Source organism: Vibrio taketomensis (assembly GCF_009938165.1).
Classification (GTDB): domain Bacteria; phylum Pseudomonadota; class Gammaproteobacteria; order Enterobacterales; family Vibrionaceae; genus Vibrio; species Vibrio taketomensis.
This window is the reverse complement of record NZ_AP019649.1, coordinates 556,265-581,861: the sequence shown is the minus strand read 5'-3', so window position 1 is coordinate 581,861 and position 25,597 is coordinate 556,265. Positions and strand designations below refer to the sequence as shown.

Below are 25,597 nucleotides of genomic sequence, written 5' to 3'. Positions count from 1 at the left end.
GAATTAAGCGCTGTGTTTTTTGATCAGTTCGATAAAGTGGTCAAATAGCGGAGCCGCATCGTGTGGACCTGGGCTCGCTTCTGGGTGACCTTGGAAGCTAAATGCTGGCTTATCAGTGCGGTGAATACCTTGCAGTGAGCCATCAAATAGCGATACGTGAGTAGCACGTAGATTGTCTGGTAGTGTTTTCTCATCTGCCGCAAAGCCGTGGTTTTGCGAAGTGATCATCACTACATTACGGTCCAAATCTTTTACTGGGTGGTTCGCACCGTGGTGACCAAACTTCATTTTCACTGTTTGAGCACCTGACGCTAGCGCCAGAATTTGGTGGCCAAGACAGATACCAAAAATTGGCAGACCTTTTTCAAGGAAGACTTTGGTCGCTTCGATTGCATAAGTACATGGTGCTGGATCACCAGGGCCATTTGATAGGAACACGCCATCTGGATTCAGTGCTAACACTTCTTCTGCTGACGTTTCAGCTGGCACTACAGTTAGGCGGCAGCCGCGGTCAACCAACATTCGTAGGATGTTTCGCTTGGCTCCGAAGTCATAAGCAACAACGTGGTATGGCAGTTCGCTGTCATCTTGCGCTTCTGGAAGACCACCCTCGAGCGTCCACGAACCTTGTTTCCATTGATACGCTTCTTTTGTTGTAACTTCTTTCGCAAGGTCCATACCTTTCAAGCCAGGGAATTCTTTCGCTTTTGCTAGCGCCAATGCTTCGTCTAGATTGTTACCAGCTACGATACAACCATTTTGAGCGCCTTTTTCACGCAGAATACGAGTGAGCTTACGAGTATCAATATCAGCGATGCCGACAATGTTTTGCGACTTGAGGTAATCAGAAAGGGACTGTTCGTTACGGAAATTGGAAGCGATAAGAGGAAGATCGCGAATCACAAGGCCTTGAGCATGAATTGAAGAAGATTCTTCGTCTTCGGAATTGGTTCCGGTATTGCCAATGTGAGGATAAGTAAGAGTAACAATTTGCTGGGAATAGGAAGGATCAGTGAGGATTTCTTGGTACCCCGTCATCGAGGTATTAAAAACGACTTCACCAACGGAAATACCATCAGCGCCGATGGACACTCCGCGGAACACTGTCCCATCTTCCAGGACTAACAGTGCTAATTTACTCAAGACAACCTCCAGAATAAAAATGCATAAAAATAAATTAATTTGCAACTTTGCCTTCCATTTCGCAATAAAAACGCGTTTTGGGTGTTACAGACAAATTGGCGTAATTCTAAAGACGCTTGTGACCAGTGTCAACATTCATATTAAAATAAAATGTATTTTTGAAAGATTCGCAAGAAAAATGCCAAAACCCTAAAACAACAACTTTAATCCTCATAAGAGGTGTGATTAGGGCGACATTTCGAAAATACCTCTAAAATCGCTCTCAAATAGTGACTAGAAAAATTAACAAACATGCGCAAACGTTACTCATGGCACATTAAGACTGATTATAATGATTTGGATTAAATTTTTAACCCAAACACCAATAAACATAAGTTAACTGTATTTTTACAGGGTCTTTTAGGCTGGTTTAATTATGCGAGGAAATTGGACAGATAAAGAAAGCGCCAGCCTAGGCTGACGCATAATTATCTAATTTAGGTTTTTACTGAGCGCTTTACTTACTATGTTCATTTAATACATTAAAGATCGTCTAAACCAAGCACATCCGTCATAGTATAGAATCCTGCTTGCTTATTACTTAACCACACTGCAGCTTTGACTGCGCCATTGGCAAATGTCATGCGATCGGTCGCTTTGTGGGTAATTTCAACTCGTTCGCCAATGTCAGCGAACATCGCAGTATGCTCACCAACGATATCGCCTGCGCGAATAGTAGCAAAGCCAATTTCATCTTTCGTGCGCTCACCAGTAATTCCTTCACGGGCATAGACCGCAACATCACTTAATTTATTGCCCATCGCACCAGCAATCGCTTCACCCATACCAATAGCAGTACCAGATGGCGCATCCACTTTGTGGCGGTGGTGTGCTTCAACGATTTCGATATCGCAGTAATCACCCATTACCTTGGCGGCTTTTTCAAGCAGTTTGAATACGAGGTTTACGCCTACTGAGTAGTTTGGAGCTAAAACGACAGGGATTTCTTTGGCAGCTTGTTGAATTTGTTCACGCTCAGCATCGGTAAAACCAGTAGTACCGATTACGATGCTCTTACCGTGACTTTTACAAAGTTCAAGATTGGCGAGAGTACTAGAAGGAGTAGTGAAATCGATGATTACATCATAATCTTCGACGACTTTGGCAAGGTTATCTGTCAGCGCTATTTCTAACTTTCCTTCACCGCATAATTCACCAACATCGACACCGACTAATGATGATTCAGGACGCTCTGAGCCAGCCCCTAATTGCGATTTTGGATTTAACTGAGTTGCTTTAACTAAGTTACGGCCCATGCGACCGGCTGCTCCTGCGACTGCAATTCTAACCATTGCGAGATTACTCCATTCCTAAGTGACATGGTGAGGATCTCCTCACCTTGTAAAAAGATCTTGCTGCTTAAACTACCAATAAATGGTTATTCTGGCTAGCTTTTTGAGACATAGATCATGAAAAATCTCTGATCACTCGCTCAAGGATCGGCACGTTTGCCTCTGGAAATTGGTAATTAGCCAAGTCGGCAATTGACACCCATTCACCTTGCTGGCCTTCACGCCCATAAGGCTGACCACTAAAATTAGTCACAGTGATAAAATCAAATTTGAGTGATTTTTCTGGGTAATCATATTCAAGATGCTCAAACAGCACTTGCTCGGTAACCGTAATACCAATCTCTTCTTGAAGCTCGCGCACCATCGCCTGTTCAATGCTCTCACCCGCTTCAACCTTACCACCGGGAAACTCCCAGAAACCGCCCTTATGTTTATCATCCGGACGCTTAGTGATAAAAATCTGCGATTGATCCTGATTAAAGATCACCGCTGCCACAATATGGATTCTTTTCATACTTTCTCTTCCCTCAAATGGTTTGCTCACTACCCGCATATCATTCACTTCCCCATGATAAAGACCAAACCCAAATTTTACTCAAAAAAAAGAGCCGCCTAAGCGACTCTCTACATAATACCAAAGTTTTTTGAAGCTAAGCTGTCGCTCATTGAGTGCTAGGAGATGGCACGGAGCTTACCAAGGTAAGTGAGTACCATCGACACCGCAATCAATCGCTACAGCAACGATTCAATAAACTTAGTTAATTTGACCGTGACACTGCTTATATTTTTTGCCACTACCACATGGACATGGCTCATTACGACCCACTTTACGCTCGTCACGCACCACTGGTTGCTGAGGTGCATTTTCTGCACTCTCTTCACCATCTGAAAGTTGGTTTTCTGCACTTGCATGCTCTGCATGAGCTTGGCGTGCTGCTGCTTCTGCATGTGCACGGCGCTGCTCTTCCATGCGTTCAACTTCTTCTTGGCGTTGAACACGAACGCGAGATAGTACTGTGATCACGTCAGTTTTTAGCGACTCAAGCAAACCTTCAAACAGTTCAAACGACTCGCGCTTGTACTCTTGTTTTGGGTTCTTCTGTGCGTAACCACGCAAGTGAATACCTTGACGTAGGTGATCCATCGCAGCTAGGTGCTCTTTCCAAAGTGTATCTAGTGTTTGTAGCATTACCGATTTCTCGAAGTTACGTAGTACTTCAACACCGACCACTTCTTCTTTCTCTTTGTATACTTCAACCGCTTGAGTGATGATGCGCTCACGTAGCGCTTCTTCATACAGTTTGTCGTCTGCTTCTAGCCACTCTTTGATTGGTGCATCTAGATCGAAATCATTCTTCAGACGCTCTTGCAGACCATCTACATCCCACATCTCTTCTAGAGATTGTGGTGGAATGTATTCGTCGATAATTGAGTTCAGTACATCATCACGGTTTTGCGCAATCATGTCACCGATATCATCGATGCTCATCAGCTCATCACGTAGCTCGTACACGACTTTACGTTGATCGTTTGCTACGTCATCGTATTCAAGTAGCTGTTTACGAATATCGAAGTTGCGGCCTTCAACTTTGCGTTGTGCTTTTTCAATTGAGCGTGAAAGCATCTTCGACTCGATAGCTTCACCTTCTTCCATACCGCTTTGAATTAGGCTTGCCATGCGGTCAGAAGTAAAGATACGTAGTAGCGCATCTTCCATTGATAGGTAGAAACGTGAAGAACCCGCATCACCCTGACGACCTGAACGACCACGTAACTGGTTATCGATACGACGTGATTCATGGCGCTCAGTACCGATAATATGTAGACCACCGGCCTTAAGTACTTGGTCGTGCACCACTTTCCAATCCGCTTTGATTTGTGCAATCTGCTCAGGAGTTGGGTTGTTTAATTGCTCAACCTTCGCTTGCCAACTACCACCTAACACGATATCGGTACCACGACCTGCCATGTTAGTTGCGATGGTTACTGCACCTGGTGTACCCGCTTCAGCAACGATTTCTGCTTCTTTCTCGTGGAATTTCGCGTTTAGAACGTTGTGCTTGATCTTCGCTTTTTGTAGGGCACTTGACAGTAATTCTGACTTCTCAATTGAAACCGTACCAACTAGCGATGGCTGACCTTTTGCCACGCGCTCTTTGATATCCTCTATGATTGCCGCAAACTTTTCTTGCTCAGTACGGTAAACCACATCTGGCATGTCATTACGAATCATTGGCTTGTTGGTTGGAATAACTACCGTTTCTAAGCCGTAAATCGATTGGAATTCGAATGCTTCAGTATCAGCTGTACCTGTCATACCTGACAGTTTTTCGTATAGACGGAAGTAGTTCTGGAACGTAATCGAAGCCAGCGTTTGGTTTTCGTTTTGAATCTTAACGCCTTCTTTTGCTTCAACCGCTTGATGCAAACCTTCTGACCAACGACGACCCGGCATTGTACGACCAGTATGTTCATCAACAATCACCACTTCACCTTGTTCGTTAACAATGTAGTCAACATTAATTTCGAACAATACGTGTGCACGTAGCGCAGCGTTTACGTGGTGAAGCAGACTGATGTTAGCAGGTGAGTAAAGTGTGTCGCCTTCTTCCATCAAACCATTTTTGACCATCAGTTCTTCAACGAACTCTTGACCAGTTTCGGTTAGATACACTTGCTTAGATTTTTCATCTACCGTGTAGTGGCCATCACCGCGGTACTCTTCTGAGTCTTCTTGGTCTTGCTTTTGTAGCTGTGGAATTAGTGTATTGATGCGAGTGTAAAGCTCAGAGCTATCCTCTGCAGGACCAGAGATAATAAGTGGCGTACGCGCTTCATCGATAAGAATCGAGTCCACCTCATCGACAACCGCAAAGAAGCGAGCACGTTGCACGCGATCTTCTGGACGGAATGCCATATTGTCACGTAGGTAGTCAAAACCAAATTCGTTGTTGGTTCCGTAAAGAATATCCGCTTGATACGCTTCTTTTTTCTCTTGAGGTGGCATGTTTGGCACGTTAACGCCAACAGTCATACCTAGGAATTCAAATAGTGGACGGTTGGTCTCAGCATCACGCTTAGCGAGATAGTCGTTCACTGTTACAATGTGAACGCCTTTGCCTGGTAGTGCGTTTAGGTAAGCAGGAAGAGTTGCCGTTAGAGTTTTACCTTCACCAGTACGCATTTCCGCGATTTGGCCAGCGTTTAACACCATACCACCGATAAGCTGTACGTCGAAGTGACGCATACCGTATACACGTTTAGACGCTTCTCGAACTGTTGCAAACGCTTCTGGGATCAGTTTATCAAGATCTTCGCCTTGCTCTAAACGAGTACGAAACTCGACAGTTTTTGCTTTTAATTCTTCATCAGATAGAGCTTCAAACGTTGGCTCGTAATTATTGATTTCTTTTACAATCTTCTTAAGGCGACGCAATGTTCTGTCGTTACGACTGCCAATTACCTTTGTCAGTAGCTTAGTTATCATCTTGTGTGAATCTCTCTATCAGTCGATCGGGCCCGATCTCTACTTAATGCCTTTAGTCTCTTTCAGTTTTAAACTAAGAACACTGTGCTAAATCATTAATCACAGATATTGTGGTGAGAACTTAGATTTTCAAGACATTAGGGTTTATTAATATGCCCAAAGAACCTCGAAATGCGAGTAATGGCGAATATAACACCGCCCTCACCCTGAAGTCGCTTGGGTATAGGCGTGTAGTGTAAGGATTTTTGCCCCTGACGACCAATCTCTTATTGAATTGTTTGAAGCACTTGTTATTTTTTACCCATGAATGGCGCAAGTTTATTCGGTAAATAGCTATTACTGAGGCTCAAGCTTAGCTAAAATCATAACTAAGCTAGTATTTAAGGCATAGATATGCGCGACCATCGCCCTACGTTAAGTAACGATATTATCTCTGATTCTCGTTTCTCGAATATTCAAGAACATGCCAAAGAAATCATGGCGATTAACCAAGTACTTAAATCAGTGTTGCCAAAAAACACGGCCAATCATTGCCGAGTGGCAAACCTACGTGATAACCACCTAGTGCTTGAAGTTTCTAGTGGCGCGATCATGATGAAGATCAACTACGATCGACTAACGATCCTGAACCAACTAAGATCTCAGGGTTTCGCTCGTTTGATTGCGATCGAAGTGCAAGTTAACCCAGATCTCTACCGCCAACAGATGATCAAAGAAGAGCCGATAAGCAAGAAACGTGAGCCAATTTCTAATACGGCCGCGGAATACCTGACCATGATAGCCCAAGGCGCATCACCAAAAGTCAAAGCGCGTTTAGAAAGCCTGGCTAAATTGGCGGAAAAAAAGGCATAAAAAAACCAGGCAACTGCCTGGTTTTTTCTAACTTTGGTTTTGCTTATGCGAGTACCATATTTGGCTCTGCAAACGCAACCGGCGACACTTCTTCTTGTTCGAAGGTTACCCATTCCCAAGCTTCTTGATTTGCAAGAACAGATCGCAACAATTGGTTATTCAAACCATGACCAGATTTGTATGCACGGAACTCACCAATAATTGGGTGGCCACACATGTATAGGTCACCAATCGCATCCAATACTTTGTGAGTGACAAATTCATTCTCAAAGCGCAGACCTTCTTCATTCAGGATACGGTAGTCATCCAACACGATTGCGTTGTCAAAGCTACCACCTAAGACTAGGTTTTGCGATTGCAGATATTCGATATCACGCATGAAACCAAAAGTACGTGCACGTGAAATTTCTTTCACGAAACCTTTTGATGAGAAATCAAAAACTAAACGTTGCTCATCCGACTCAATAGCTGGATGGTTAAATTCAATTTCGAAATCCATACGGAAACCATTAAATGGAACAAACTCTGCCCATTTGTCGCCATCTTCAAAGCGAACTGGTTTCTTAATACGGATAAAACGTTTTGCTGCGTTTTGCTCTTCAATACCTGCTTGCTGCAGTAAGAAAACAAACGGGCTCGCACTGCCATCCATAATTGGAATTTCTGGTGCATCAACTTCGATAATTACGTTGTCGATACCCATACCAGCAAGAGCTGCATTCAAATGTTCAACCGTAGAGATACGAATACCTTGGTCGTTTACCAATGCTGTACAAAGCATGGTATCGCGAACTGATTCAGGGTCCGCTGGAAAATCTACAGGAGGATTAACGTCTGTACGACGGTAAATCACGCCTGTGTTTGCAGCAGCTGGGCGCAGAGTCAAAGTTACTTTACGCCCTGAGTGTAAGCCTACACCGGTCGTTTTCACTAATTCTTTCAGAGTTCTTTGTCTGATCATCTACTTGCCTCAGTAATAGTGCTACAAATCGCTGGCGATATAATCATCGGTCGCGCATCGTAACACATTTTAGAACCATGTCAATTTTTGACGCTTAATCAGCTTGACGACGTAGGAAAGCTGGAATGTCTAAATAACCATCTTTTTCTACTTTGGGTGCCGTGCTCTGGCCTAAACCATTGCTTGCTGATGTAGATTGAGTTGCCGGTTGAGAAGCGACTTGTGGTTTCTCTTGCAATGTTTGCGCCGGTTTCTCTTCTACTTTTACCGCTGCTGGTTGTTGTGTTGCTACTTGTGACTGTGGTTGTGCCACTGGTGCAACTTTTGCCTTACCACCCGCAACTAGCGTGATGTCTGGCTTTTTCTCGTTACCGATACCAGTTGCTACTACCGTTACTCGGATTTCATCTGCCATATCTGGGTCAAGTGAAGTACCGATAACCACAGTTGCGTTGTCTGAAGCGAACGCTTTTACTGTATTACCTACAGTTTCAAACTCGTCTAGACGCATGTCAAGGCCTGCTGTGATGTTAACTAGAACACCACGTGCGCCAGCAAGATCGATATCTTCTAGAAGTGGGCTTGAGATAGCCATCTCTGCCGCTTCTTCAGCACGGTCTTCGCCTTTAGCGACACCGCTACCCATCATTGCATGGCCCATCTCAGACATTACTGTACGAACGTCAGCAAAGTCGACGTTGATCATGCCTGGACGAGTAATCAGCTCAGCAATACCCTGAACCGCATTCTTAAGTACGTCGTTTGCGCTAGCAAAAGCTTCAAGCAGTGTAATACCACGACCCAATACTTTTAGTAGTTTTTCGTTAGGAATCGTAATAAGAGAGTCCACATGTTTAGACAACTCTTCGATACCTTGTTCTGCAAACGCCATACGCTTCTTACCTTCGAAGCTGAATGGTTTGGTTACTACTGCAACTGTCAGAATACCTAACTCTTTAGCAACCTCAGCAATCACTGGCGCAGCACCTGTACCGGTACCGCCGCCCATACCCGCTGCGATAAATACCATATCGGCACCAAAGATAGATTCTTTAATACGATCACGATCTTCGAGAGCTGCGTCACGTCCTACTTGAGGGTTTGCGCCTGCACCCAAACCTTTAGTCATATCGCCACCAATTTGGATGACGCTATTTACGCTTGTTTTGCGTAGTGCTTGAGCATCAGTATTAATACTAATGAATTCAACACCTTCAATGGACTCACGTACCATGTGCTCAACGGCATTACCGCCACCGCCACCAACGCCAACGACTTTGATTACCGCATCGTCAGACATTTCCATCATCGGTTCAAACATGTGTTTTCTCCGTTTTCCTGCTGCTCAGGTTAAAATTCTTTTTGTATCCAATTACGTAAGCGATCAAATAACGAACTTACCGGCTGACGCTTTGGCTCGTTATACTCAGTCTCATCATTAATCTGACTGTCTCTTGCGTAATGAAGTAAACCAACTGCCGTAGAGTGATACGGCTCTTTAACGTAATCCGTTAGACCGCTCACCTCTAGAGGTTTGCCGACGCGGACTTGATTGCGGAAAACACGTTCCGCACATTCTACCAATCCTTCAATACGCGCAGCACCGCCGGTCAAAACAACACCAGCGGCTAAATGGTGTTTAATACCATCTTCACGCAACTTCTCTTGAACAGTATCGATAGTGTGGTTAACCAATCCCATTAGTTCAGTATATCGTGGTTCAATCACTTCCGACAAAGTTTGTCGTTGTAAACTGCGTGAAGGACGCCCACCAACACTGGGAACGTTAACCGTGTCATCTTTACTGACTAGCTCACTAAGAGCACAGCCATATTTGACTTTAATTTCTTCAGCATCACTCACTGGTGTACCGAAGGCAAACGCGATGTCACTGGTAACGGCATTGCCTGCGTAAGTAAATACTTCTGTATGTCTTAACGCACCACCTGTCCAAATTGAAACATCCATTGTGCCTGCGCCGATATCGACCACACAAACACCCAGCTCACGTTCATCTTCAGTGATAACGGCATTACTTGCCGCTAAGCCCGAGTAAACTAAATGTTCTACGTTTAAGCCACAACGCTCAACCGCTTTAATAATGTTTCTTGCCATATCGTTGTGACAAGAGATTAAGTGCACACTCACTTCCATGCGCACTCCTGATAACCCTAGCGGATTTTTAATCCCTTCTTGGTAATCAATAGTAAATTCTTGTGGAATTACGTGCAGAATGCGCTGCTCATCACCAATTTTAATCGATTTGGCAGTATGGATCGCACGATCCATATCTTCTTGAGAGACCTCTTCATCCGAAATAGTTCCCATCCCTTTTTCAATTCGGCTCGCAATGTGACGGCCGGAAATAGAGATGAATACATTGCGAATTTTACATTCCGCCATCAGTTCCGCTTGATCGACAGCACGCTGCACCGATTTAACCACGGACTCAAGATCGTTTACGCCGCCTTTATCCATACCACGAGATGGACTAGTACCAGCGCCAATGATGTTGATTTGACCGTCAGGTAGGAGCTCCCCTACCAATGCTGATACGGTTGCAGTGCCTATATCAAGACCAACAATAATGTTGTCATCAGCGGTCTTCGTCATCTGTACTCTCTTGTTGTGACTCTTGTTCAGGGAACCAACCTACTGCGGCTCCCGTGTCGTATCTAAGGTCTATGTAGCTAACGCGCTGCGCATCGCTACCAAGGCTATGATATAACGAGATAAAACGATTAATTCGTTCATCTAGTGATTCTTTACCTAGCTCTAAACGAATGCCATTATCGAGAATAATCTGCCATGCTCGTCGCTCGTTTAGTACTAGCGAAGTGATCGTCAAACCTAACGGCTCAAACTGCTTACTGATTCTCTGCCAAGTTTGAAGCACTTCATTGCTGCTGCCTTCCGGGCCGTAAAGCTTAACTCGATCACCATGCAACTTGCTGATGTCGCCGTTAAATATCTGACCGGCCTCGTCGAGTAATGCATCACCATTCCAAATTGCTTGTGCATGGTGTTCGGTCAGAAACACTTTTATCGTGTCGGGCCATTGCTTGCGTATCGATACATGCGATACCCAAGGAATTTGTTCGATCGCTTGTTGTAAAACATCTACATCTTGCGACATAAACGTTCCAACATGGTCTAGCGTAGCAAATGCGCGCTGAACATCTAAAGCGCTCACATATTCAAGCTCACCTTGCAGAACCAGTTTGGATAATGGGAGGCGTTGATCATCCCACATCCAAGAAACAGTCGAAGAAATCAGAGAGCCGATTGAGATAACAACAGCGAGAAAAAAAGCACCACCAACTAGGTGTTTCTTTAATGCCGGAAACTCTCGTAGACGACGATTTTGGTTAAAAACTGTACTAAGCAAAATCCGTTGTCCTTGTTATACGCTCGCAAATCTAATTTTCTATCTCACTGTATAGGCTAAAGCACTCACTATAACCCTCGGATTATACTGGGGTCATTGAAGTTATCAAACCTTCCGAGTGAGAATTCCTTTATTTAACACAAGAAATGCGCTAAACCTTCAAAAATCTCACTATTAAGCCAGCATTTTAGCAATATTGAGCTCTAGCGCAGCAAGTTGCTTCGCTACTTTACCCACATCACCCGCGCCTTGGGTTAATACCAAGTCACCATCTTGTAATACATTGGCTAGAATTGACGGCAAAGTGGCACTATCGGCAACAAAAATCGGGTCAATCTTACCGCGACTACGGATGGTGCGGCATAGTGAGCGGCCGTCAGCACCAGCAATTGGTTTTTCACCCGCGGCGTACACGTCCAACATGATCAGCACATCAACTTGCTCTAGTACGTTAGCAAAATCATCGTACAAATCGCGTGTGCGGCTATAACGGTGCGGTTGGAAGATCATTACTAAGCGTTTCTCAGCCCAACCACTGCGTGCCGCTTGAATGGTTACGCCTACCTCTGTTGGGTGGTGACCATAATCATCCACCAGCATGGCAACGCCATTACCGGTTTCAAATTCACCGAGATGATCAAAACGACGCCCTGTACCTTGAGTACCTAGCATTGCCTTTAGAATCGCCTCGTCACTGATGTCATCTTCTGTAGCAACAGCAATCGCAGCCGATGCATTTAACGCGTTGTGGCGCCCAGGAATGTTCAGCGTAATATCAAGGTTCGCTCGACCTTCACGCACCACGGTAAACTTACCTTGTTGACCTTCTTGGCGATAGTTCTCAATACGCACATCCGCATCTTCCGAGAAACCATATGTGATCACTTGACGGCTCACGCGAGGAATCAACTCACGAACGACAGGATCGTCGATACAAAGAATCGCTTGACCATAGAATGGTAAGTTATGCAGAAAATCGACAAAGGTCTGTTTTAGCGTCTCAAAATCACCACCGTAGGTGTCCATATGATCCGCTTCGATATTGGTCACAATGCTAACCATCGGCTGTAGGTGCAAAAATGACGCATCACTCTCATCCGCTTCAGCAATCAGAATACGGCTCGACCCTAAGCGAGCATTCGTGCCGGCACTTTTGACTAAACCACCGTTAACAAACGTTGGATCTAAACCCGCTTCAGAATAAATTTGCGTCACCAACGCAGTGGTCGTGGTTTTGCCGTGCGTACCCGCAACCGCAATGCCATGACGAAAACGCATTAATTCAGCCAACATCTCTGCACGGCGAACCACTGGAATGCGTGCTTCTCGTGCTGCTTTAATTTCTGGGTTCTCTTCATTAATCGCTGTAGAGACAACCACCACGCTCGCTTCCGCAACGTTTTCAGCTTGATGACCAATATACACTTTGGCACCTTTTGCTTTGAGGCGCTCAGTGACTGGATTTTCCGCGATATCAGAACCAGTAATTTGATAACCTTCATTAAGCAATACTTCAGCGATACCGCTCATGCCAGCACCGCCAATGCCAATAAAATGAATCGACTTAACGCGGCGCATTTCTGGCACCATAGCTCGAATTTGAGCCAAATCTTGTGTGTGTTTAATGGTCATTGTGTATCTCGTTATTTGGTTAGTGCGACAATCGCTTCTGCGACGACACGATCCGCTTCTAACTTAGCAGCACTGCGTGCGTTAATCGCCATTTGTTGTAATTGTGAACGATCCAGCGACTGGATAGCTTCAACCAATTTATCAACCGTAAGCTGTGGCTGCTCAATCATTTTTGCAGCTCCACACTCAACCAAATGGTCAGCGTTTAGAGCCTGTTGTCTGTCTTTATGCATGAAAGGGATAAAAATCGCTCCCACACCTGCTGCCGACACTTCAGAAACCGTCAGTGCGCCTGATCGGCAAACAAGTAGATCCGCCCAAGCGTAGGCCTCGGCAACATCATCAATAAATTCGGTCGTCTCTGCCTGAGAAACTTGCAGCGCTTGATAAGCCTGCGCTACTTCTTGCTGGCTATTTTTACCTGCTTGGTGACGAATTTGGTAGCCGTCGCCCAACTTGGCCATGACTTCAGGCATGGTTTGATTAAGAATGCGCGCACCTTGGCTACCACCCATAACCAAAATACGAACTGGGCCTTGACGCTCAGCGAGGCGCTCTTGAGGCGCAGGTATCGCTACCACGTCTTCTCGTACTGGATTACCCACCACTTCTGCATTGGGAAATGCACCCGGAAAAGCTTGAAACACTTTTTTAGCAATTTTAGACAACCATTGGTTGGTCAACCCCGCGACCGCATTCTGTTCATGCAGTACAACAGGAATGCCCAGTAACCAAGCAGCAATACCACCGGGACCACTAACGTAACCACCCATACCCAATACGGCATCAGGTTGCCATGCTTTCATATGTGCACGAGCTTGCAAAATAGCATTGATAATTTGAAACGGCGCACCAATCAGACGAGCAATGCCCTGACCGCGCAGTCCTTTCACTTTGATAAAATCAATCTCGATACCATGTTTTGGTACCAGATCGGCTTCCATACGGTCAGCCGTGCCTAACCAGCGAATTTCCCATCCTTGCTGTTGCAGTTTTTTCGCTACAGCCAAACCCGGGAATACGTGACCGCCAGTACCACCAGCCATCACCATTAAACGTTTATTCTTGCTCATTCTCTGCATTCTTTTCTTGTTGCTCTGCTTTGAGACGACATTCGTGGTCAATACGCAGCAAAATCGCTACAGCCACCGACATTATAACCAGACTCGAACCACCATAACTGATCAGCGGTAACGTTAGACCTTTAGTTGGCACCATGCCCGCTGCGGCACCCACATTAACGAGAGTTTGAAATGCAAACCAAATGCCGATACCAAAAGCGAGATAACCGCCAAAAAACTCATCATGTTCAAAGGCTTTTCTACCGATAAAAATCGCTTTCAATACCAAGCTAAATATCAGCATCAAAACAAGTACAACCCCGACAAAACCCAACTCTTCTGCTAACACGGCAAAAACAAAGTCGGTGTGAGCTTCTGGAAGATACGCCAGTTTTTGAATCGAATTACCTAAACCTTGTCCAAACCAATCACCACGACCAAATGCCATCAACGATTGTGTCAGCTGATAACCATCACCAAAAGGGTTCTCCCATGGGTCGAGGAACGATGTCACACGTTTAACACGATACGGCTCTGCAATAATCAAGGTGATGACCACCCCGATCCCTGCCACAACTAAGGCCAGAAAGTGAGTGAGATTCGCCCCAGCAATAAACAGCATCGCAAACAGCGTCACCAGCATTACAATCATGGTACCAAGGTCAGGCTGCAACAACAGCAAACCCGCAAAGGTGATGAACACCATGATCGGTTTCGCAAAACCACCAAAGAAGGTCGTACGCACTTCGTCTTGCTTACGAACCAAATAGCTCGACATGAAGATAAATAGCGATAACTTAGCGACCTCCGCAGGCTGCAAGTTAAATGGACCTAGCGGAATCCAACGTGATGCACCGTTTACTGACTTACCGCCAATTAACACGACGATAAGCATAAAAATAGCGATGCCTAGCAACAGCGAGCTGTACTTCATCCACAGTTTCATCGGTACTTGTAACACGACGATCGCTGCGATTAATGCCACGCCAAGAAAAATCGCATGACGAAACATAAAATGAAATGGCTGATCCGTCAGGCGATAGCTGATTGGAAACGATGCCGATGTCACCATCACTAAGCCAGTTAACATCAATCCAAGCGAAATCCACACTAATTGGCGATCAAAGAGTGCTTGTGGTGCTGGATGGGTAAACCACTGTTTAAGATTCGCGAAAGTGTCTCGCAATGGCATCGTTATGTCTGTTCTCTAAAAAATTACTGAATAAAGATCCGCTAAGCAAATTGCTGAGCCAATGATGCAAACGCATCACCTCGCGCCATAAAATTGCTGAACTGGTCAAAACTGGCGCAAGCGGGAGAGAGCAATACCATATCACCTTGTGACAGTTGTGGCTTGGCCCATTCAATGATTTCTTGCATGGTGTCAAAACGTTTAGCGGCTGGATGCAAAGGCATGAATTTATCACCATCAGCACCAAAGCAGCATAACTGTACATTGAGACGAGCAAGTGCAGGCACTAAATCATTAAAATCAGCACCTTTGCCATCGCCACCAACAAGAAGATAAAGCTTACCTTCTAGATTTAATCCAGATAATGCAGCCAAAGTGCTCGCGACATTGGTCGCTTTTGAGTCATTAACCCATTTAACGCCATGATTATCCGCAACAACTTGGCAACGATGTGTCAAGCCACGGTAAGATTTCATCGCCTCTAGGCCAGCTTGTACATTAACACCTGATTGATACAGCAATGCAATCACTACCAAAGCATTAGCAACATTATGACGGCCGACAATACTTAACTGCTCAATAGGTAAAATACGCTCACCTTGATAAGTCAGGTACTCAACCCCTTCGAATTCACTCACACATGCAGTGGCCGTTTTCATGGTAGAAAACTCGACCAACTCACCCGTCGTTTCGGGGTATGTTTCTTGATCGTCTGCATTAACGATACACGCTTGTGCGTGGTCGAAAATACGCAGCTTAGCCTGACGATAGTCCGCCATGCCTTGATAACGATCCATATGGTCTTCAGATAGGTTTAGGAATGCGGCTGCAATCAATTCTAAACTGGAGGTCGTTTCTAATTGGAAGCTCGAGAGCTCTAACACATACAAATCAGCATCCAGCTCAAGCAGGTCCAAGGCAGGAACGCCAATATTGCCACCTACGCCAACCTTAAGACCCGTTGCCTTTGCCACCACGCCGGTTAAATCCGTTACCGTGCTCTTACCGTTTGAGCCGGTAATCGCAATCACAGGCTTAGTCACTTGCCAAGCAAACAGCTCAATATCACCAACGACTGGAATATTCGCCGCCAAAACTTGTTGAATTTCAGGTGTTGCTAACGCAATGCCCGGGTTCGTCACCACCAAATCAGCCTCTAATAGCCAATCGGTGCGCCAACTTCCCGTGTGCAACGCAACATCTTCAGGTAAATCTTCAGCGCCCGGCGGATTCGCGCGAGTGTCGATCACTTTGACCTGCAATGTCAGCGGTAATCGCTTGAGATGCTTAACAACAGAGAGCCCGGTAATGCCAAGCCCTACTACCACAACTTTTTCAATACCTTGCCAACGTTGCATGGTCATGGTGTTTATTCCCTTAACGTACTTTCAGTGTCGCAAGACCCACAAGTACCAAAACGATCGAAATAATCCAGAAGCGTACAATAACGCGAGGTTCTGGCCAGCCTTTTAATTCATAGTGATGGTGTATCGGCGCCATACGGAAGATGCGCTGGCCGCGCAATTTGTATGAGCCCACTTGAAGAATCACCGACAGGGTTTCCATGACGAATACACCGCCCATGATCACCAATACAAATTCTTGACGCACGAGTACGGCAATAGTGCCTAGTGCACCACCTAACGCTAACGAGCCAACATCACCCATAAATACTTGTGCTGGGTAGGTGTTGAACCATAGGAAGCCAAGACCAGCACCAACAATGGCGGTACACACGACAACTAATTCAGATGCGTATGGTACGTAAGGAATGTGGAGGTAATTGGCAAATTGAATATTACTGGTGGCCCACGCTATCGCGGCAAAACCACTTGCAACCAATACCGTTGGCATAATGGCAAGACCATCGAGACCATCCGTTAGGTTAACGGCATTACTGGTACCAACGATAACAAAATAGGTCAATACGATGTACATCAAACCAAGCTGCGGCATGACTTCTTTAAAGAAAGGCACCACTAGTTGCGTCGCACTGGTATCGTGACCGTGTGCATACAATGCGAATGCGACGATCAACGCGATCACCGATTGCCAGAAGTATTTCCAACGAGCAATAAGACCATCTGTGTTCTTGCGTACTACTTTACGGTAATCGTCAACGAAACCAACCGCACCATAACCACCTAGTACAAAAATAACGGCCCAAACATATGGGTTAGTCAAATCAGACCACAGCAGTACCGTTACAATGATCGCCGCAAGAATCATCACACCACCCATCGTTGGTGTACCACGCTTACTAAAATGCGATTCAGGGCCTTCGTTACGCACCACCTGACCAATTTGCAGCATCTGCAAACGACGAATTAAACGAGGTCCCATCCACAATGAAAGACCTAACGCCGTTAATACACTGACAATGGCACGAAACGATAGGTATTCAAATAAACGGAAAAATGAAAAATATGGCTGTAGCAGCTCGGCAAGCCAAATCATCATAAGAACTTCTCCTTTAAGGCAGTTGCGATCTTACTCATACCAGCGCTATTGGCACCTTTAACCAGTAAAATCTGAGGACCTGTATGAGTCGGCAACTGCTGGACAATAAATTCGATCATGCGGTCGTGTGAATCAAAATGTTGGCCCTGACAAATCTCACTGATCGCTTTTGCATCAGCGCCATAAGTCAGAACGTATTCAAAATTAAATGGGGCTGCATGTTCCCCGACTTGACGGTGAAGTTCAAGGCTTTCGTTGCCTAACTCAGCCATATTCCCCAAAATTAGCCAGCGGGTGCCGCTAAATCCAGCTAAAAGATCCGCAGCCGCCTTCATCGCAGGCACACTTGCGTTGTAACTATCGTCGATAAGTTTTAGGTTTTCAGTGAGTTCAATCACTTCTACCCGCCCTTTCACTTTGGCTAAATGTGCTAAACCCGAGGCAATCATGCCTAAATCAGCGCCTAACTCTACCGCAAGCGCCGTTGCCGCCAACGCATTGGCCACATTGTGTTTACCAATAATTCCGAGCTGAATATTTTGGCTACCGAGCGGAGTATGAAGCGTAAACTGCGCTTCACCAGCGGTATTTAAACTCACATTGTCGGCGTAATAATCTGCACTGGTGTCTTGAGTGGAGAAGGTTTTTACTTGCTTATCTGCCAACGCCGACTGCCAAAACTCACCGCCGTGGCTTTCGAGATTAACAATCGCTACACCACCGGTTTTTAAACCTTGGTAGATTTCACCTTTCGCTTGTTTTACCCCATCAATTGAGCCAAAACCCTCTAGGTGGGCCGCCGCCACGTTATTCACCAACGCAACATCAGGTTCAACCAATGCAGAGGTATAAGCAATTTCACCAATATGGTTAGCGCCTAGCTCAATCACGGCGTAATCATCATCAAGCGTTGAACGGAGCAACGTTAATGGCACACCGATGTCATTATTGAAGTTGCCTGCCGTAAAGAGCACTTGCCCTTTTTGCATCATAATGCTGGCAACCATCTCTTTTACTGTAGTTTTGCCACAGCTGCCAGTGATAGCAACCGTTGGTGTTTGGCACATTTGGTGTACAAACGCGCCGAGTTGGCCTAACGCCACTTTAGTATCGGCAACCACCAATTGTGGAATTGCAACCGCTAATGGACGAGCAACCAAAAGTGCTGACGCACCAGCCTCAACCGCTTGCTCAGCGAAATCATGAGCATCAAAACGCTCACCAACGAGTGCAACGAATAATGAACCCGATTCAATGTTACGAGTATCGGTCGAAACTTGTGTAATCGCGCAATCAGAGCCCACTAGCTCAGCGTCCAATACGTCTGTCAGTTGACTAAGAGTCAATTCAATCATAGTGACAACCCCAATAGTTGCTGCGCGGACTCGCGATCAGAATAATGAATAGTTTGTGTAGCGAGCACTTGGTAATCTTCGTGACCTTTACCCGCCATCAAAATAATGTCTTGCTCGGTGGCGTGATTTAACGCGTATTCTAGGGCACTAAAGCGATCGTGCTGAACAATCGCATTATCAGCAGAAGTCATCCCCGCCAGCATGTCTTGTACAATTTGCGCAGGGTTTTCGCTGCGTGGATTGTCATCTGAAATGATCACATGATCCGCCAAGCGTGCGCCTATCTCTGCCATCATTGGGCGCTTGCCTTTGTCACGATCACCGCCGCAACCAAAAATTGCCCATAGTTTGCCATTACAATGCACGCGTAGCGCTTGCAATGCTTTTTCTAACGCATCTGGCGTGTGTGCATAATCGACCACAACTTTGGCTTTGCCTTTAGCAGCAAATAGCTCCATGCGTCCCAACACTGGAACTAATTGTGGTGCGACTTCGAGTAGTAATTGTTTGTCAAAACCCAGGCTTAATAGCGTGGTCAACGCCAACATAACGTTGGAAGCATTAAACTCACCGATTAACGACACCTGCAATTGACCAGCACCAAACATGCCATCAAATGCGATATCGATGCCCTGTTCGGAGTATTCAACCTTGTTTGCCCACACACCATTGGTGCGAGTTTGTGGTTTTAAAGAAACCGCGATTGCCGACTCTAAACGCTCAATCCATTCAGCGCCGACTTGATCATCCACATTGATGATCGCTCGTTGGCAGTTGTGTTGCTCGAATAGCGAGAATTTAGCACGTGCGTACTCTTCCATCGTACCGTGATAATCCAAATGATCACGACTGAGGTTGGTAAATACGCCGGCAACAAAAGGCAGAGCCTTAACTCGCCCTTGCACTAGACCATGAGAAGAAACCTCAAGCGCCGTGTATTGCGCACCTTGTGCTGCGAGATCAGCAATAGTGTGCTGAACTTCTATCGCATTACCTGTGGTATTCGCTGCTGGCTGCAGATCAGTAAGAAAACCGTTGCCTGTCGTGCCCATGACTGCCGCTCGCTGGCCGATCAACTCTAGCCATTGCGCGATTAGTTGGGTGATGGTGGTTTTACCATTAGTGCCTGTTACGCCGATCAACTGGTTATTGTGGTGTGCATACAGTCTGCCCGCCAAGGATGAAAGAATGTTTGCAAGATCATCGAGATAGATAATCGCAACACCACTATCCATTTCTAAACTGCCGTGAACTTTTTGCTCACAAGCTTCTGCAATAACCAGATTGGCCCCTTGAGCGATTGCCGATGAGATAAACTTGCGTCCATCGACCGCGTGGCCGTTAATCGCGACAAAAGTCACACCAGTCGCTACACGGCGACTGTCTAACTCAAGTTGAGTAATGGAGGTTTGCGCATATGGCGATTCCAAATTGAGCCATGGCGCAAGAAGTTGTTTCACTGTGAGGCTTGACGACATTAATAAGGTCTCACTCTATTCCTGCTTAAATTTGTTTTCATCAGGGGCAATATTCAGAATCTGAAGCGTCCCTTTCATGATCTCTGCAAATACGGGCCCGGCAACCGAACCACCGTAGTAGTTATCACCTTGCGGTTCATTGACTACAACGACTAAAGCAACGCGGGGATCACTGGCAGGCGCGACACCGGCTGTATAGGCAAAATATTCGTCGCCATAACCACCAGCAATGGCTTTACGTGAAGTACCCGTTTTTGCTGCTACTCGGTAACCAGGTACCGCGGCTTTCGTCGCCGTACCGCCTTTTTGCGTCACGGTTTCCAGCATCGCGAGCACCATACGTGCGTATTTTTCATCAAACACTTGGCGAGACAGATCTTGCTGATTACTTTCGATCAAATGTACCGGTTGATATTTACCGTAATTACCAAGCGTGGCGTAGGCATGCGCCAACTGCAAAGGCGTAATGGTCAAACCATAGCCAAAAGCGAGAGTGGCAATTTCAAATTGCGACCAACGACGACGGTTCGGGAAAATACCCTCAGTCTCACCAATCAAACTCATACCGGAAGTTTGGCCAAAACCCACCGCGCTATACATGCTAAGCAAATCATCAAGTGGCATCTTCAGCGCAAGTTTGGCGACACCGATATTACTGGATTTTTTCAAAATGGTGGTTAAGTCAGCCTTGCCCACTTTAGACGTATCACGAACGCGACTGCCGCCGATTTGCATGATGCCGTTACCGGTATCAATCACCGTATCTTTATTCGCTACGCCGTCTTGAAGCGCTGCCAGAACGACAAATGGTTTCACCGTTGAGCCGGGCTCAAAAGCATCGGTGATCACACGGTTGCGCATTTTTGCCGATTGCAAATCAGCACGGTTATTTGGGTTATAGGACGGTGCATTCACCATCGCTAATACGGCGCCAGTTTTTACATCCAACACAACAGCAGAACCAGAAGTCGCACGATAGTCAGCCACAGCTTGCTTAATTGCTCGATAGGCAATGGCTTGTAAACGTTGGTCAACCGTCAATACTAACGCTTTGCCTTCCTCACGCTCTTGCAGCGAGATATTTTCAACCACGCGTCCATAACGGTCTTTACGAATCACGCGCTTACCTGATTCCCCAGCTAGCTCACTATTAAATGTGCGCTCAACACCTTCTAGACCGTTGCCATCAATCCCTGTCACCCCAACTAAATGGGCACTCACTTCACCTGCTGGATAGTAACGTCGAGATTCTTGTTTCAAACCGATACCAGCAAGCTTAAGTTCGCGAATATAGTTCGCCATAGCCGGGCTTACTTGGCGTTGTAGATAGATAAAACGACGAGATTTATTCTTTTTGATTTTCGCAATCATCTCTTGACGATCAAGGCCAAGTACATCGGCCAGCGCATGCCAACGGTCAATATCCCCCAGCCCCTCATCTTGTTTAAAGATGGTTGCAGGATCGGCCCATACCGCTTCTACCGGTACACTAACGGCTAGAGGTTCACCATTGCGATCTGAGATAATTCCGCGCGCAGAATAAAGCGTTTGTGCGCGAATCGAGCGCATGTCACCTTGCTTGATTAAATTATCTGGTTCGATGATTTGCAGATAACCAATACGCGCAACGAGTGCTGCAAATATGGCAAATACAAACAGAAGGACTAAATAGAATCGCCAACGAATCAGCTGTGGCGGTTCAACAGCCACGGCTTCTTTGGCAGGTTTTGAGGTAGGTTTCGGAGCTGATTTACTTTTTTTACTCAGTTTCATGGTAAATCAATCACCACTTCTTTATCTGAATCTGGACGCTTCATATCCAACTCTTGCTTAGCGATTGACTGAACACGGCTATGTTCTGCCAGAGCGGTTTCTTCAAGCAATAAATTTCGCCATTCATCATCAAGACGCTCACGCTCCGTTAGCGCGTGATCTTTTTCGGTAATAGCGGAGCGAGTCTGATGGGTAGTAAAAACCACCGCCATTGCACTGGCAAAAATTAGCACAAGTAGAATTAAAGAACCGCGTCCCACGGTGATTAAATCTAAGCCTATAATTTTGGCAAGGTTCGGGGTGGTTTTATTCATAATAACTTACAGCTTTTCTGCGATACGTAGAACCGAACTGCGTGAACGAGCGTTATACTCGATCTCTTCTTTGCTTGGCTTAATCGCTTTACCCACAGCTTTTAGATTGGCACTACCCAGTGCTGCAATTTGCTCTTGAGTCAGAGGAATACCGTGCGGCACTTCAGGGCCTTTGCTCTCTTTACGAATAAAGCGTTTTACCATGCGATCTTCTAGTGAATGGAAGCTGATCACAGATAAACGACCTTCTGGAGCAAGAATACTTGCAGCACCTTTCAATGCGGTATCAATCTCTTCAAGTTCACTGTTGATGTAAATACGGAAAGCTTGGAATGCACGTGTTGCAGGGTGTTTTTTCTCTTTAAAACTCTTTGGTGCCGCATCCGAAATCAATTTCGCCAATTGACCCGTGCGAGTCAGTGGTTCGTTCTCTTCATTTTCACGGTAGGCCACAATCGCTTTCGCAATACGACGCGCATGCTTATCTTCACCGAACTCGCGAATAACCCATGTAATATCGTCAAGGTCAGCTTCCATTAGCCATTGTGAAACTGGAATACCTGAAGTTGGGTCCATACGCATATCCAACGGGCCATCTTTCATAAAGCTAAAGCCGCGCTCTGCATCGTCCAATTGAGGTGATGACACGCCCAAATCGAATAGCACACCGTCTACTTTGCCCACTAAATCGTAGCGCTCTGCGTACGTTGCGATACCTGAAAATGGGCCATGCACGATAGTAAAACGAGGATCATCAATCTTCTTCGCTTCTTCGATTGCTTGCGGATCACGATCGATACTAAATAGACGACCGTTTTCACCTAGTTTCGATAAGATTGTGCGGCTATGGCCACCACGACCAAATGTACCATCAATGTATGTACCATCAGGTTTGATGGCCAATCCATCGATTGATTCATTTAGTAATACAGATATGTGTTTAAATGCTTCTGTCATAGTTATCTCATCTAGCTAGCGTATGCATACACGCTCACTCTCAGTGTACTGATTTCATCACGTATCGCCACCTTCACAGGCAGACATCACGTGATATTGCGCTAAGTTTATTGCTTACGGAATAATTTTCGTCAATAAAAAGCAAAAAACCACTTCGCGTGGGCATATAAATAGGGAATTCGAAGCGCATTTCGTTACCGAAGTAAAACCGTGCATTTCGAGCGGCGAGGAGGTTACCATACTCACCATAAATCGGGAAATGTTCGCATTGGGAAATTGAACAAGAAAAAGCCGCCTAGCGTTCCGGCGGCAAAGGTGCAGGAGAATTCATACCACATGACTCACTGCATTTGAGCGCGAGACTGGGGGCAGTGCACACGCTCTTCGCTATATACACCTGTTTAGTGTAGTACCGATTACTTAATCTGGAGCTAAACTTTAGTTAATGAATCAATAAATGAGACATTCAGTCAGAAAATATTTCACGCTCACTTTATGGCGTTTGATTTCCTATTAAAATCAATAGCCAACACAAAAGCACACGGTTTGAATCGCGGTTTTACTTTTTCAAACTCCCAAGATCACAAAAGCCCCGCATTACTGCGAGGCCTTGTGAATCCTATTGGATTGGAGCCGACATATAAGCCGGGTTCTGTTCCGCTTGCGCGGCGGTAGCCATTCGTCTAGGCCAGCAATCGCTCACTGGCTCGAGCAACCTACCCGCCTCCTTACGCGAGCAACGCAATGTGGAGGCCTATTTGGTCTTGCTCCGGGTGGAGTTTACCCTGCAACGAACTGTTGCCAGTCGTCCGGTGCGCTCTTACCGCACCCTTTCACCCTTACCTGATCCCTTGCGGGCCATCGGCGGTCTTCTCTCTGCTGCACTTGTCGTAGGCTTGCGCCCCCCAGGCGTTACCTGGCACCCTGCTCTATGGAGCCCGGACTTTCCTCCCCTTTGTCAGTCTCCCGAAGGACGTCAACGTCAGTCTCCCAAAGGACTTCAACGTCAGTCTCCCGAAGGACATCAACAAAGCAGCGACTACCCAGTCAACTCCGAGGGCGGATTGTATAGAGTTAGCCCCTCCCTGTCTAGCAAGATCACAAATATGGGGCCATGCGCAGTTTATTTGACTAGAAAATGGACGACACCCTAATAGAATTGAGACCTTAAAGGGTGTTTTTTTGAGGAATACAATTTTGTCGATACTATTCGCGGACATAAAAAAGGAGAAGCGAGCGGCTTTCGATCTCGATTCCCCTACTTTTTAAGATCTTATACTAAGCGTGGCTTAGTTAAGATTCTCTAAACCCCACTTATACAGTGCATTCTTTTTCAGATTGTAGATTTCTGCTGCCAACGCTGCCGCTTTTTTCAGAGGTAACTCTTTGGTCAAAATGGCGAGTGAACGCAACGCTTCATCCGGTAAAGAGTCGTCGGCGACTTCACGATGACCATGCACGAGTAGCACCATTTCACCGCGTTGTTGGTTGTCATCCGCTTTAACCCACTCCACTAATTCGCCCAATGGCAAACCTTGGAAGGTTTCAAACGTTTTAGTTAATTCTCGCGCTAGGACCACTTCACGATCTGGACCAAGAATTTCCAGCATGTCATCTAATGAGTCTAAAATACGATGAGGTGACTCATAAAAGATACAAGTGCGTTCTACTTTTGAAATTTCCAGCAACTTATCTTTTCTTGCTTTGCTCTTTGGTGGTAAAAAACCTTCGAAGCTAAAGCGATCTGATGGCAGACCTGATGCACTCAGTGCGGTAATAACGGCACAAGCACCAGGAAGTGGAACAACTTTTACTCCCGCCTGACGACATTGTGAGACAAGATGGTACCCTGGATCACTGATAAGTGGTGTGCCAGCATCTGACACTAATGCGATAGATTGACCCGAGAGTAATTTTTCGACCAAAACTTGTGCTTTTTGTTGCTCATTATGATCATGCAGTGGAAAGGTTTTGGTCGAAATATTAAAGTGAGCTAATAGCTTACCAGTATGACGTGTATCTTCTGCCGCAATTAGATCCACACTGTTTAGCACTTCGATGGCACGTTGGGTAATATCACCTAAATTGCCAATTGGAGTCGGTACAATAAAGAGAGTTGGGATCGGTGCAGGTAAGGTTTTGTTATCTGTCATTTGTTTAGCATCACTTCAACGATTAATATAGACACAATCATATACGGAATTTACGAAGAA

20 protein-coding genes and 1 other RNA gene are annotated in these 25,597 nt (G+C 45.8%); 1 reads left to right on the top strand and 20 read right to left on the bottom strand.

Going from position 1 to position 25,597, the window contains the following annotated elements; translation table 11 throughout:
- Positions 1 to 3: 3 nt before the first annotated feature.
- From carA to secA, 4 genes are all read right to left on the bottom strand, one after another.
- Positions 4 to 1,143: a glutamine-hydrolyzing carbamoyl-phosphate synthase small subunit gene (gene carA / locus Vt282_RS02745; protein WP_162062489.1), complete on the bottom strand. Its 1,140-nt coding sequence runs from the start codon at positions 1,141 to 1,143 to the stop codon at positions 4 to 6.
- 521 nt (positions 1,144 to 1,664) lie between these two features.
- Complete coding sequence (dapB, locus tag Vt282_RS02740) at positions 1,665 to 2,474, bottom strand: 4-hydroxy-tetrahydrodipicolinate reductase (protein ID WP_162047078.1); 810 nt, start codon at positions 2,472 to 2,474, stop codon at positions 1,665 to 1,667.
- Between the two features lie 115 nt (positions 2,475 to 2,589).
- Positions 2,590 to 2,988, bottom strand: coding sequence for an 8-oxo-dGTP diphosphatase MutT (gene mutT, locus Vt282_RS02735; protein WP_162062488.1), 399 nt, complete (start codon positions 2,986 to 2,988; stop codon positions 2,590 to 2,592).
- 240 nt (positions 2,989 to 3,228) lie between these two features.
- Positions 3,229 to 5,961: a preprotein translocase subunit SecA gene (secA, locus tag Vt282_RS02730; RefSeq protein ID WP_162062487.1), complete on the bottom strand. Its 2,733-nt coding sequence runs from the start codon at positions 5,959 to 5,961 to the stop codon at positions 3,229 to 3,231.
- A 393-nt stretch (positions 5,962 to 6,354) separates the two neighbouring features.
- On the opposite strand from secA, the gene Vt282_RS02725 reads away from it, so the two are divergent.
- On the top strand, positions 6,355 to 6,813 hold the full coding sequence (locus Vt282_RS02725) for a DUF721 domain-containing protein (RefSeq protein WP_162062486.1): 459 nt from the start codon (positions 6,355 to 6,357) through the stop codon (positions 6,811 to 6,813).
- A 43-nt stretch (positions 6,814 to 6,856) separates the two neighbouring features.
- On the opposite strand, the gene lpxC is transcribed toward Vt282_RS02725, so the two are convergent.
- The 16 genes from lpxC to rsmI all read right to left on the bottom strand — a co-directional run bounded on the left by lpxC (position 6,857) and on the right by rsmI (position 25,537).
- Positions 6,857 to 7,774, bottom strand: coding sequence for a UDP-3-O-acyl-N-acetylglucosamine deacetylase (lpxC, locus tag Vt282_RS02720; protein ID WP_162047081.1), 918 nt, complete (start codon positions 7,772 to 7,774; stop codon positions 6,857 to 6,859).
- A gap of 94 nt (positions 7,775 to 7,868) precedes the next feature.
- The gene (ftsZ, locus tag Vt282_RS02715; RefSeq protein ID WP_162047082.1) at positions 7,869 to 9,095 is read right to left on the bottom strand and encodes a cell division protein FtsZ; all 1,227 of its coding nucleotides are present in this window, start codon (positions 9,093 to 9,095) and stop codon (positions 7,869 to 7,871) included.
- A 29-nt stretch (positions 9,096 to 9,124) separates the two neighbouring features.
- Complete coding sequence (gene ftsA / locus Vt282_RS02710) at positions 9,125 to 10,387, bottom strand: cell division protein FtsA (RefSeq protein ID WP_162047083.1); 1,263 nt, start codon at positions 10,385 to 10,387, stop codon at positions 9,125 to 9,127.
- On the bottom strand, positions 10,371 to 11,162 hold the full coding sequence (locus Vt282_RS02705) for a cell division protein FtsQ/DivIB (RefSeq protein ID WP_162047084.1): 792 nt from the start codon (positions 11,160 to 11,162) through the stop codon (positions 10,371 to 10,373). Before Vt282_RS02705 ends, ftsA begins: the two co-directional genes overlap by 17 nt.
- Positions 11,163 to 11,336: 174 nt before the next feature.
- On the bottom strand, positions 11,337 to 12,794 hold the full coding sequence (murC, locus tag Vt282_RS02700; protein WP_162047085.1) for a UDP-N-acetylmuramate--L-alanine ligase: 1,458 nt from the start codon (positions 12,792 to 12,794) through the stop codon (positions 11,337 to 11,339).
- Between the two features lie 11 nt (positions 12,795 to 12,805).
- Positions 12,806 to 13,867 carry an undecaprenyldiphospho-muramoylpentapeptide beta-N-acetylglucosaminyltransferase gene (gene murG, locus Vt282_RS02695; RefSeq protein ID WP_162062485.1) on the bottom strand — a complete coding sequence of 354 codons (1,062 nt, stop codon included), beginning with the start codon at positions 13,865 to 13,867 and terminating at the stop codon, positions 12,806 to 12,808.
- Complete coding sequence (gene ftsW, locus Vt282_RS02690) at positions 13,854 to 15,047, bottom strand: cell division protein FtsW (RefSeq protein WP_162062484.1); 1,194 nt, start codon at positions 15,045 to 15,047, stop codon at positions 13,854 to 13,856. Before ftsW ends, murG begins: the two co-directional genes overlap by 14 nt.
- Positions 15,048 to 15,088: 41 nt before the next feature.
- Positions 15,089 to 16,411, bottom strand: a complete 1,323-nt coding sequence (gene murD, locus Vt282_RS02685; protein WP_167515598.1) for a UDP-N-acetylmuramoyl-L-alanine--D-glutamate ligase — start codon at positions 16,409 to 16,411, stop codon at positions 15,089 to 15,091.
- A 13-nt stretch (positions 16,412 to 16,424) separates the two neighbouring features.
- On the bottom strand, positions 16,425 to 17,507 hold the full coding sequence (gene mraY / locus Vt282_RS02680) for a phospho-N-acetylmuramoyl-pentapeptide-transferase (protein WP_162047087.1): 1,083 nt from the start codon (positions 17,505 to 17,507) through the stop codon (positions 16,425 to 16,427).
- Positions 17,504 to 18,862: a UDP-N-acetylmuramoyl-tripeptide--D-alanyl-D-alanine ligase gene (gene murF, locus Vt282_RS02675; protein WP_162062483.1), complete on the bottom strand. Its 1,359-nt coding sequence runs from the start codon at positions 18,860 to 18,862 to the stop codon at positions 17,504 to 17,506. Before murF ends, mraY begins: the two co-directional genes overlap by 4 nt.
- The gene (gene murE, locus Vt282_RS02670) at positions 18,859 to 20,340 is read right to left on the bottom strand and encodes a UDP-N-acetylmuramoyl-L-alanyl-D-glutamate--2,6-diaminopimelate ligase (RefSeq protein WP_162062482.1); all 1,482 of its coding nucleotides are present in this window, start codon (positions 20,338 to 20,340) and stop codon (positions 18,859 to 18,861) included. Before murE ends, murF begins: the two co-directional genes overlap by 4 nt.
- 15 nt (positions 20,341 to 20,355) lie before the next feature.
- Positions 20,356 to 22,113, bottom strand: a complete 1,758-nt coding sequence (locus tag Vt282_RS02665) for a penicillin-binding transpeptidase domain-containing protein (protein WP_162062481.1) — start codon at positions 22,111 to 22,113, stop codon at positions 20,356 to 20,358.
- The gene (gene ftsL, locus Vt282_RS02660) at positions 22,110 to 22,427 is read right to left on the bottom strand and encodes a cell division protein FtsL (RefSeq protein WP_162047091.1); all 318 of its coding nucleotides are present in this window, start codon (positions 22,425 to 22,427) and stop codon (positions 22,110 to 22,112) included. The genes Vt282_RS02665 and ftsL overlap by 4 nt, the downstream gene beginning before the upstream one ends.
- A gap of 6 nt (positions 22,428 to 22,433) precedes the next feature.
- Positions 22,434 to 23,384, bottom strand: a complete 951-nt coding sequence (gene rsmH, locus Vt282_RS02655) for a 16S rRNA (cytosine(1402)-N(4))-methyltransferase RsmH (protein WP_162047092.1) — start codon at positions 23,382 to 23,384, stop codon at positions 22,434 to 22,436.
- 625 nt (positions 23,385 to 24,009) lie between these two features.
- Positions 24,010 to 24,439: RNase P RNA component class A (gene rnpB / locus Vt282_RS02650), an RNA gene on the bottom strand.
- A 234-nt stretch (positions 24,440 to 24,673) separates the two neighbouring features.
- Positions 24,674 to 25,537 carry a 16S rRNA (cytidine(1402)-2'-O)-methyltransferase gene (rsmI, locus tag Vt282_RS02645; protein WP_162047093.1) on the bottom strand — a complete coding sequence of 288 codons (864 nt, stop codon included), beginning with the start codon at positions 25,535 to 25,537 and terminating at the stop codon, positions 24,674 to 24,676.
- Positions 25,538 to 25,597 lie beyond the last annotated feature (60 nt).

Excerpts from the sequence above, each read along its gene's own strand:
- dapB (WP_162047078.1), bottom strand. The coding sequence starts at position 2,474 with ATGGTTAGAATTGCAGTCGCAGGAGCAGCCGGTCGCATGGGCCGTAAC.
- mutT (WP_162062488.1), bottom strand. The coding sequence starts at position 2,988 with ATGAAAAGAATCCATATTGTGGCAGCGGTGATCTTTAATCAGGATCAA.
- secA (WP_162062487.1), bottom strand. The coding sequence starts at position 5,961 with ATGATAACTAAGCTACTGACAAAGGTAATTGGCAGTCGTAACGACAGA.
- Vt282_RS02725 (WP_162062486.1), top strand. The coding sequence starts at position 6,355 with ATGCGCGACCATCGCCCTACGTTAAGTAACGATATTATCTCTGATTCT.
- lpxC (WP_162047081.1), bottom strand. The coding sequence starts at position 7,774 with ATGATCAGACAAAGAACTCTGAAAGAATTAGTGAAAACGACCGGTGTA.
- ftsZ (WP_162047082.1), bottom strand. The coding sequence starts at position 9,095 with ATGTTTGAACCGATGATGGAAATGTCTGACGATGCGGTAATCAAAGTC.
- ftsA (WP_162047083.1), bottom strand. The coding sequence starts at position 10,387 with ATGACGAAGACCGCTGATGACAACATTATTGTTGGTCTTGATATAGGC.
- murC (WP_162047085.1), bottom strand. The coding sequence starts at position 12,794 with ATGACCATTAAACACACACAAGATTTGGCTCAAATTCGAGCTATGGTG.
- murG (WP_162062485.1), bottom strand. The coding sequence starts at position 13,867 with ATGAGCAAGAATAAACGTTTAATGGTGATGGCTGGTGGTACTGGCGGT.
- ftsW (WP_162062484.1), bottom strand. The coding sequence starts at position 15,047 with ATGCCATTGCGAGACACTTTCGCGAATCTTAAACAGTGGTTTACCCAT.
- murD (WP_167515598.1), bottom strand. The coding sequence starts at position 16,411 with ATGACCATGCAACGTTGGCAAGGTATTGAAAAAGTTGTGGTAGTAGGG.
- mraY (WP_162047087.1), bottom strand. The coding sequence starts at position 17,507 with ATGATGATTTGGCTTGCCGAGCTGCTACAGCCATATTTTTCATTTTTC.
- murF (WP_162062483.1), bottom strand. The coding sequence starts at position 18,862 with ATGATTGAATTGACTCTTAGTCAACTGACAGACGTATTGGACGCTGAG.
- murE (WP_162062482.1), bottom strand. The coding sequence starts at position 20,340 with ATGTCGTCAAGCCTCACAGTGAAACAACTTCTTGCGCCATGGCTCAAT.
- Vt282_RS02665 (WP_162062481.1), bottom strand. The coding sequence starts at position 22,113 with ATGAAACTGAGTAAAAAAAGTAAATCAGCTCCGAAACCTACCTCAAAA.
- ftsL (WP_162047091.1), bottom strand. The coding sequence starts at position 22,427 with ATGAATAAAACCACCCCGAACCTTGCCAAAATTATAGGCTTAGATTTA.
- rsmH (WP_162047092.1), bottom strand. The coding sequence starts at position 23,384 with ATGACAGAAGCATTTAAACACATATCTGTATTACTAAATGAATCAATC.
- rsmI (WP_162047093.1), bottom strand. The coding sequence starts at position 25,537 with ATGACAGATAACAAAACCTTACCTGCACCGATCCCAACTCTCTTTATT.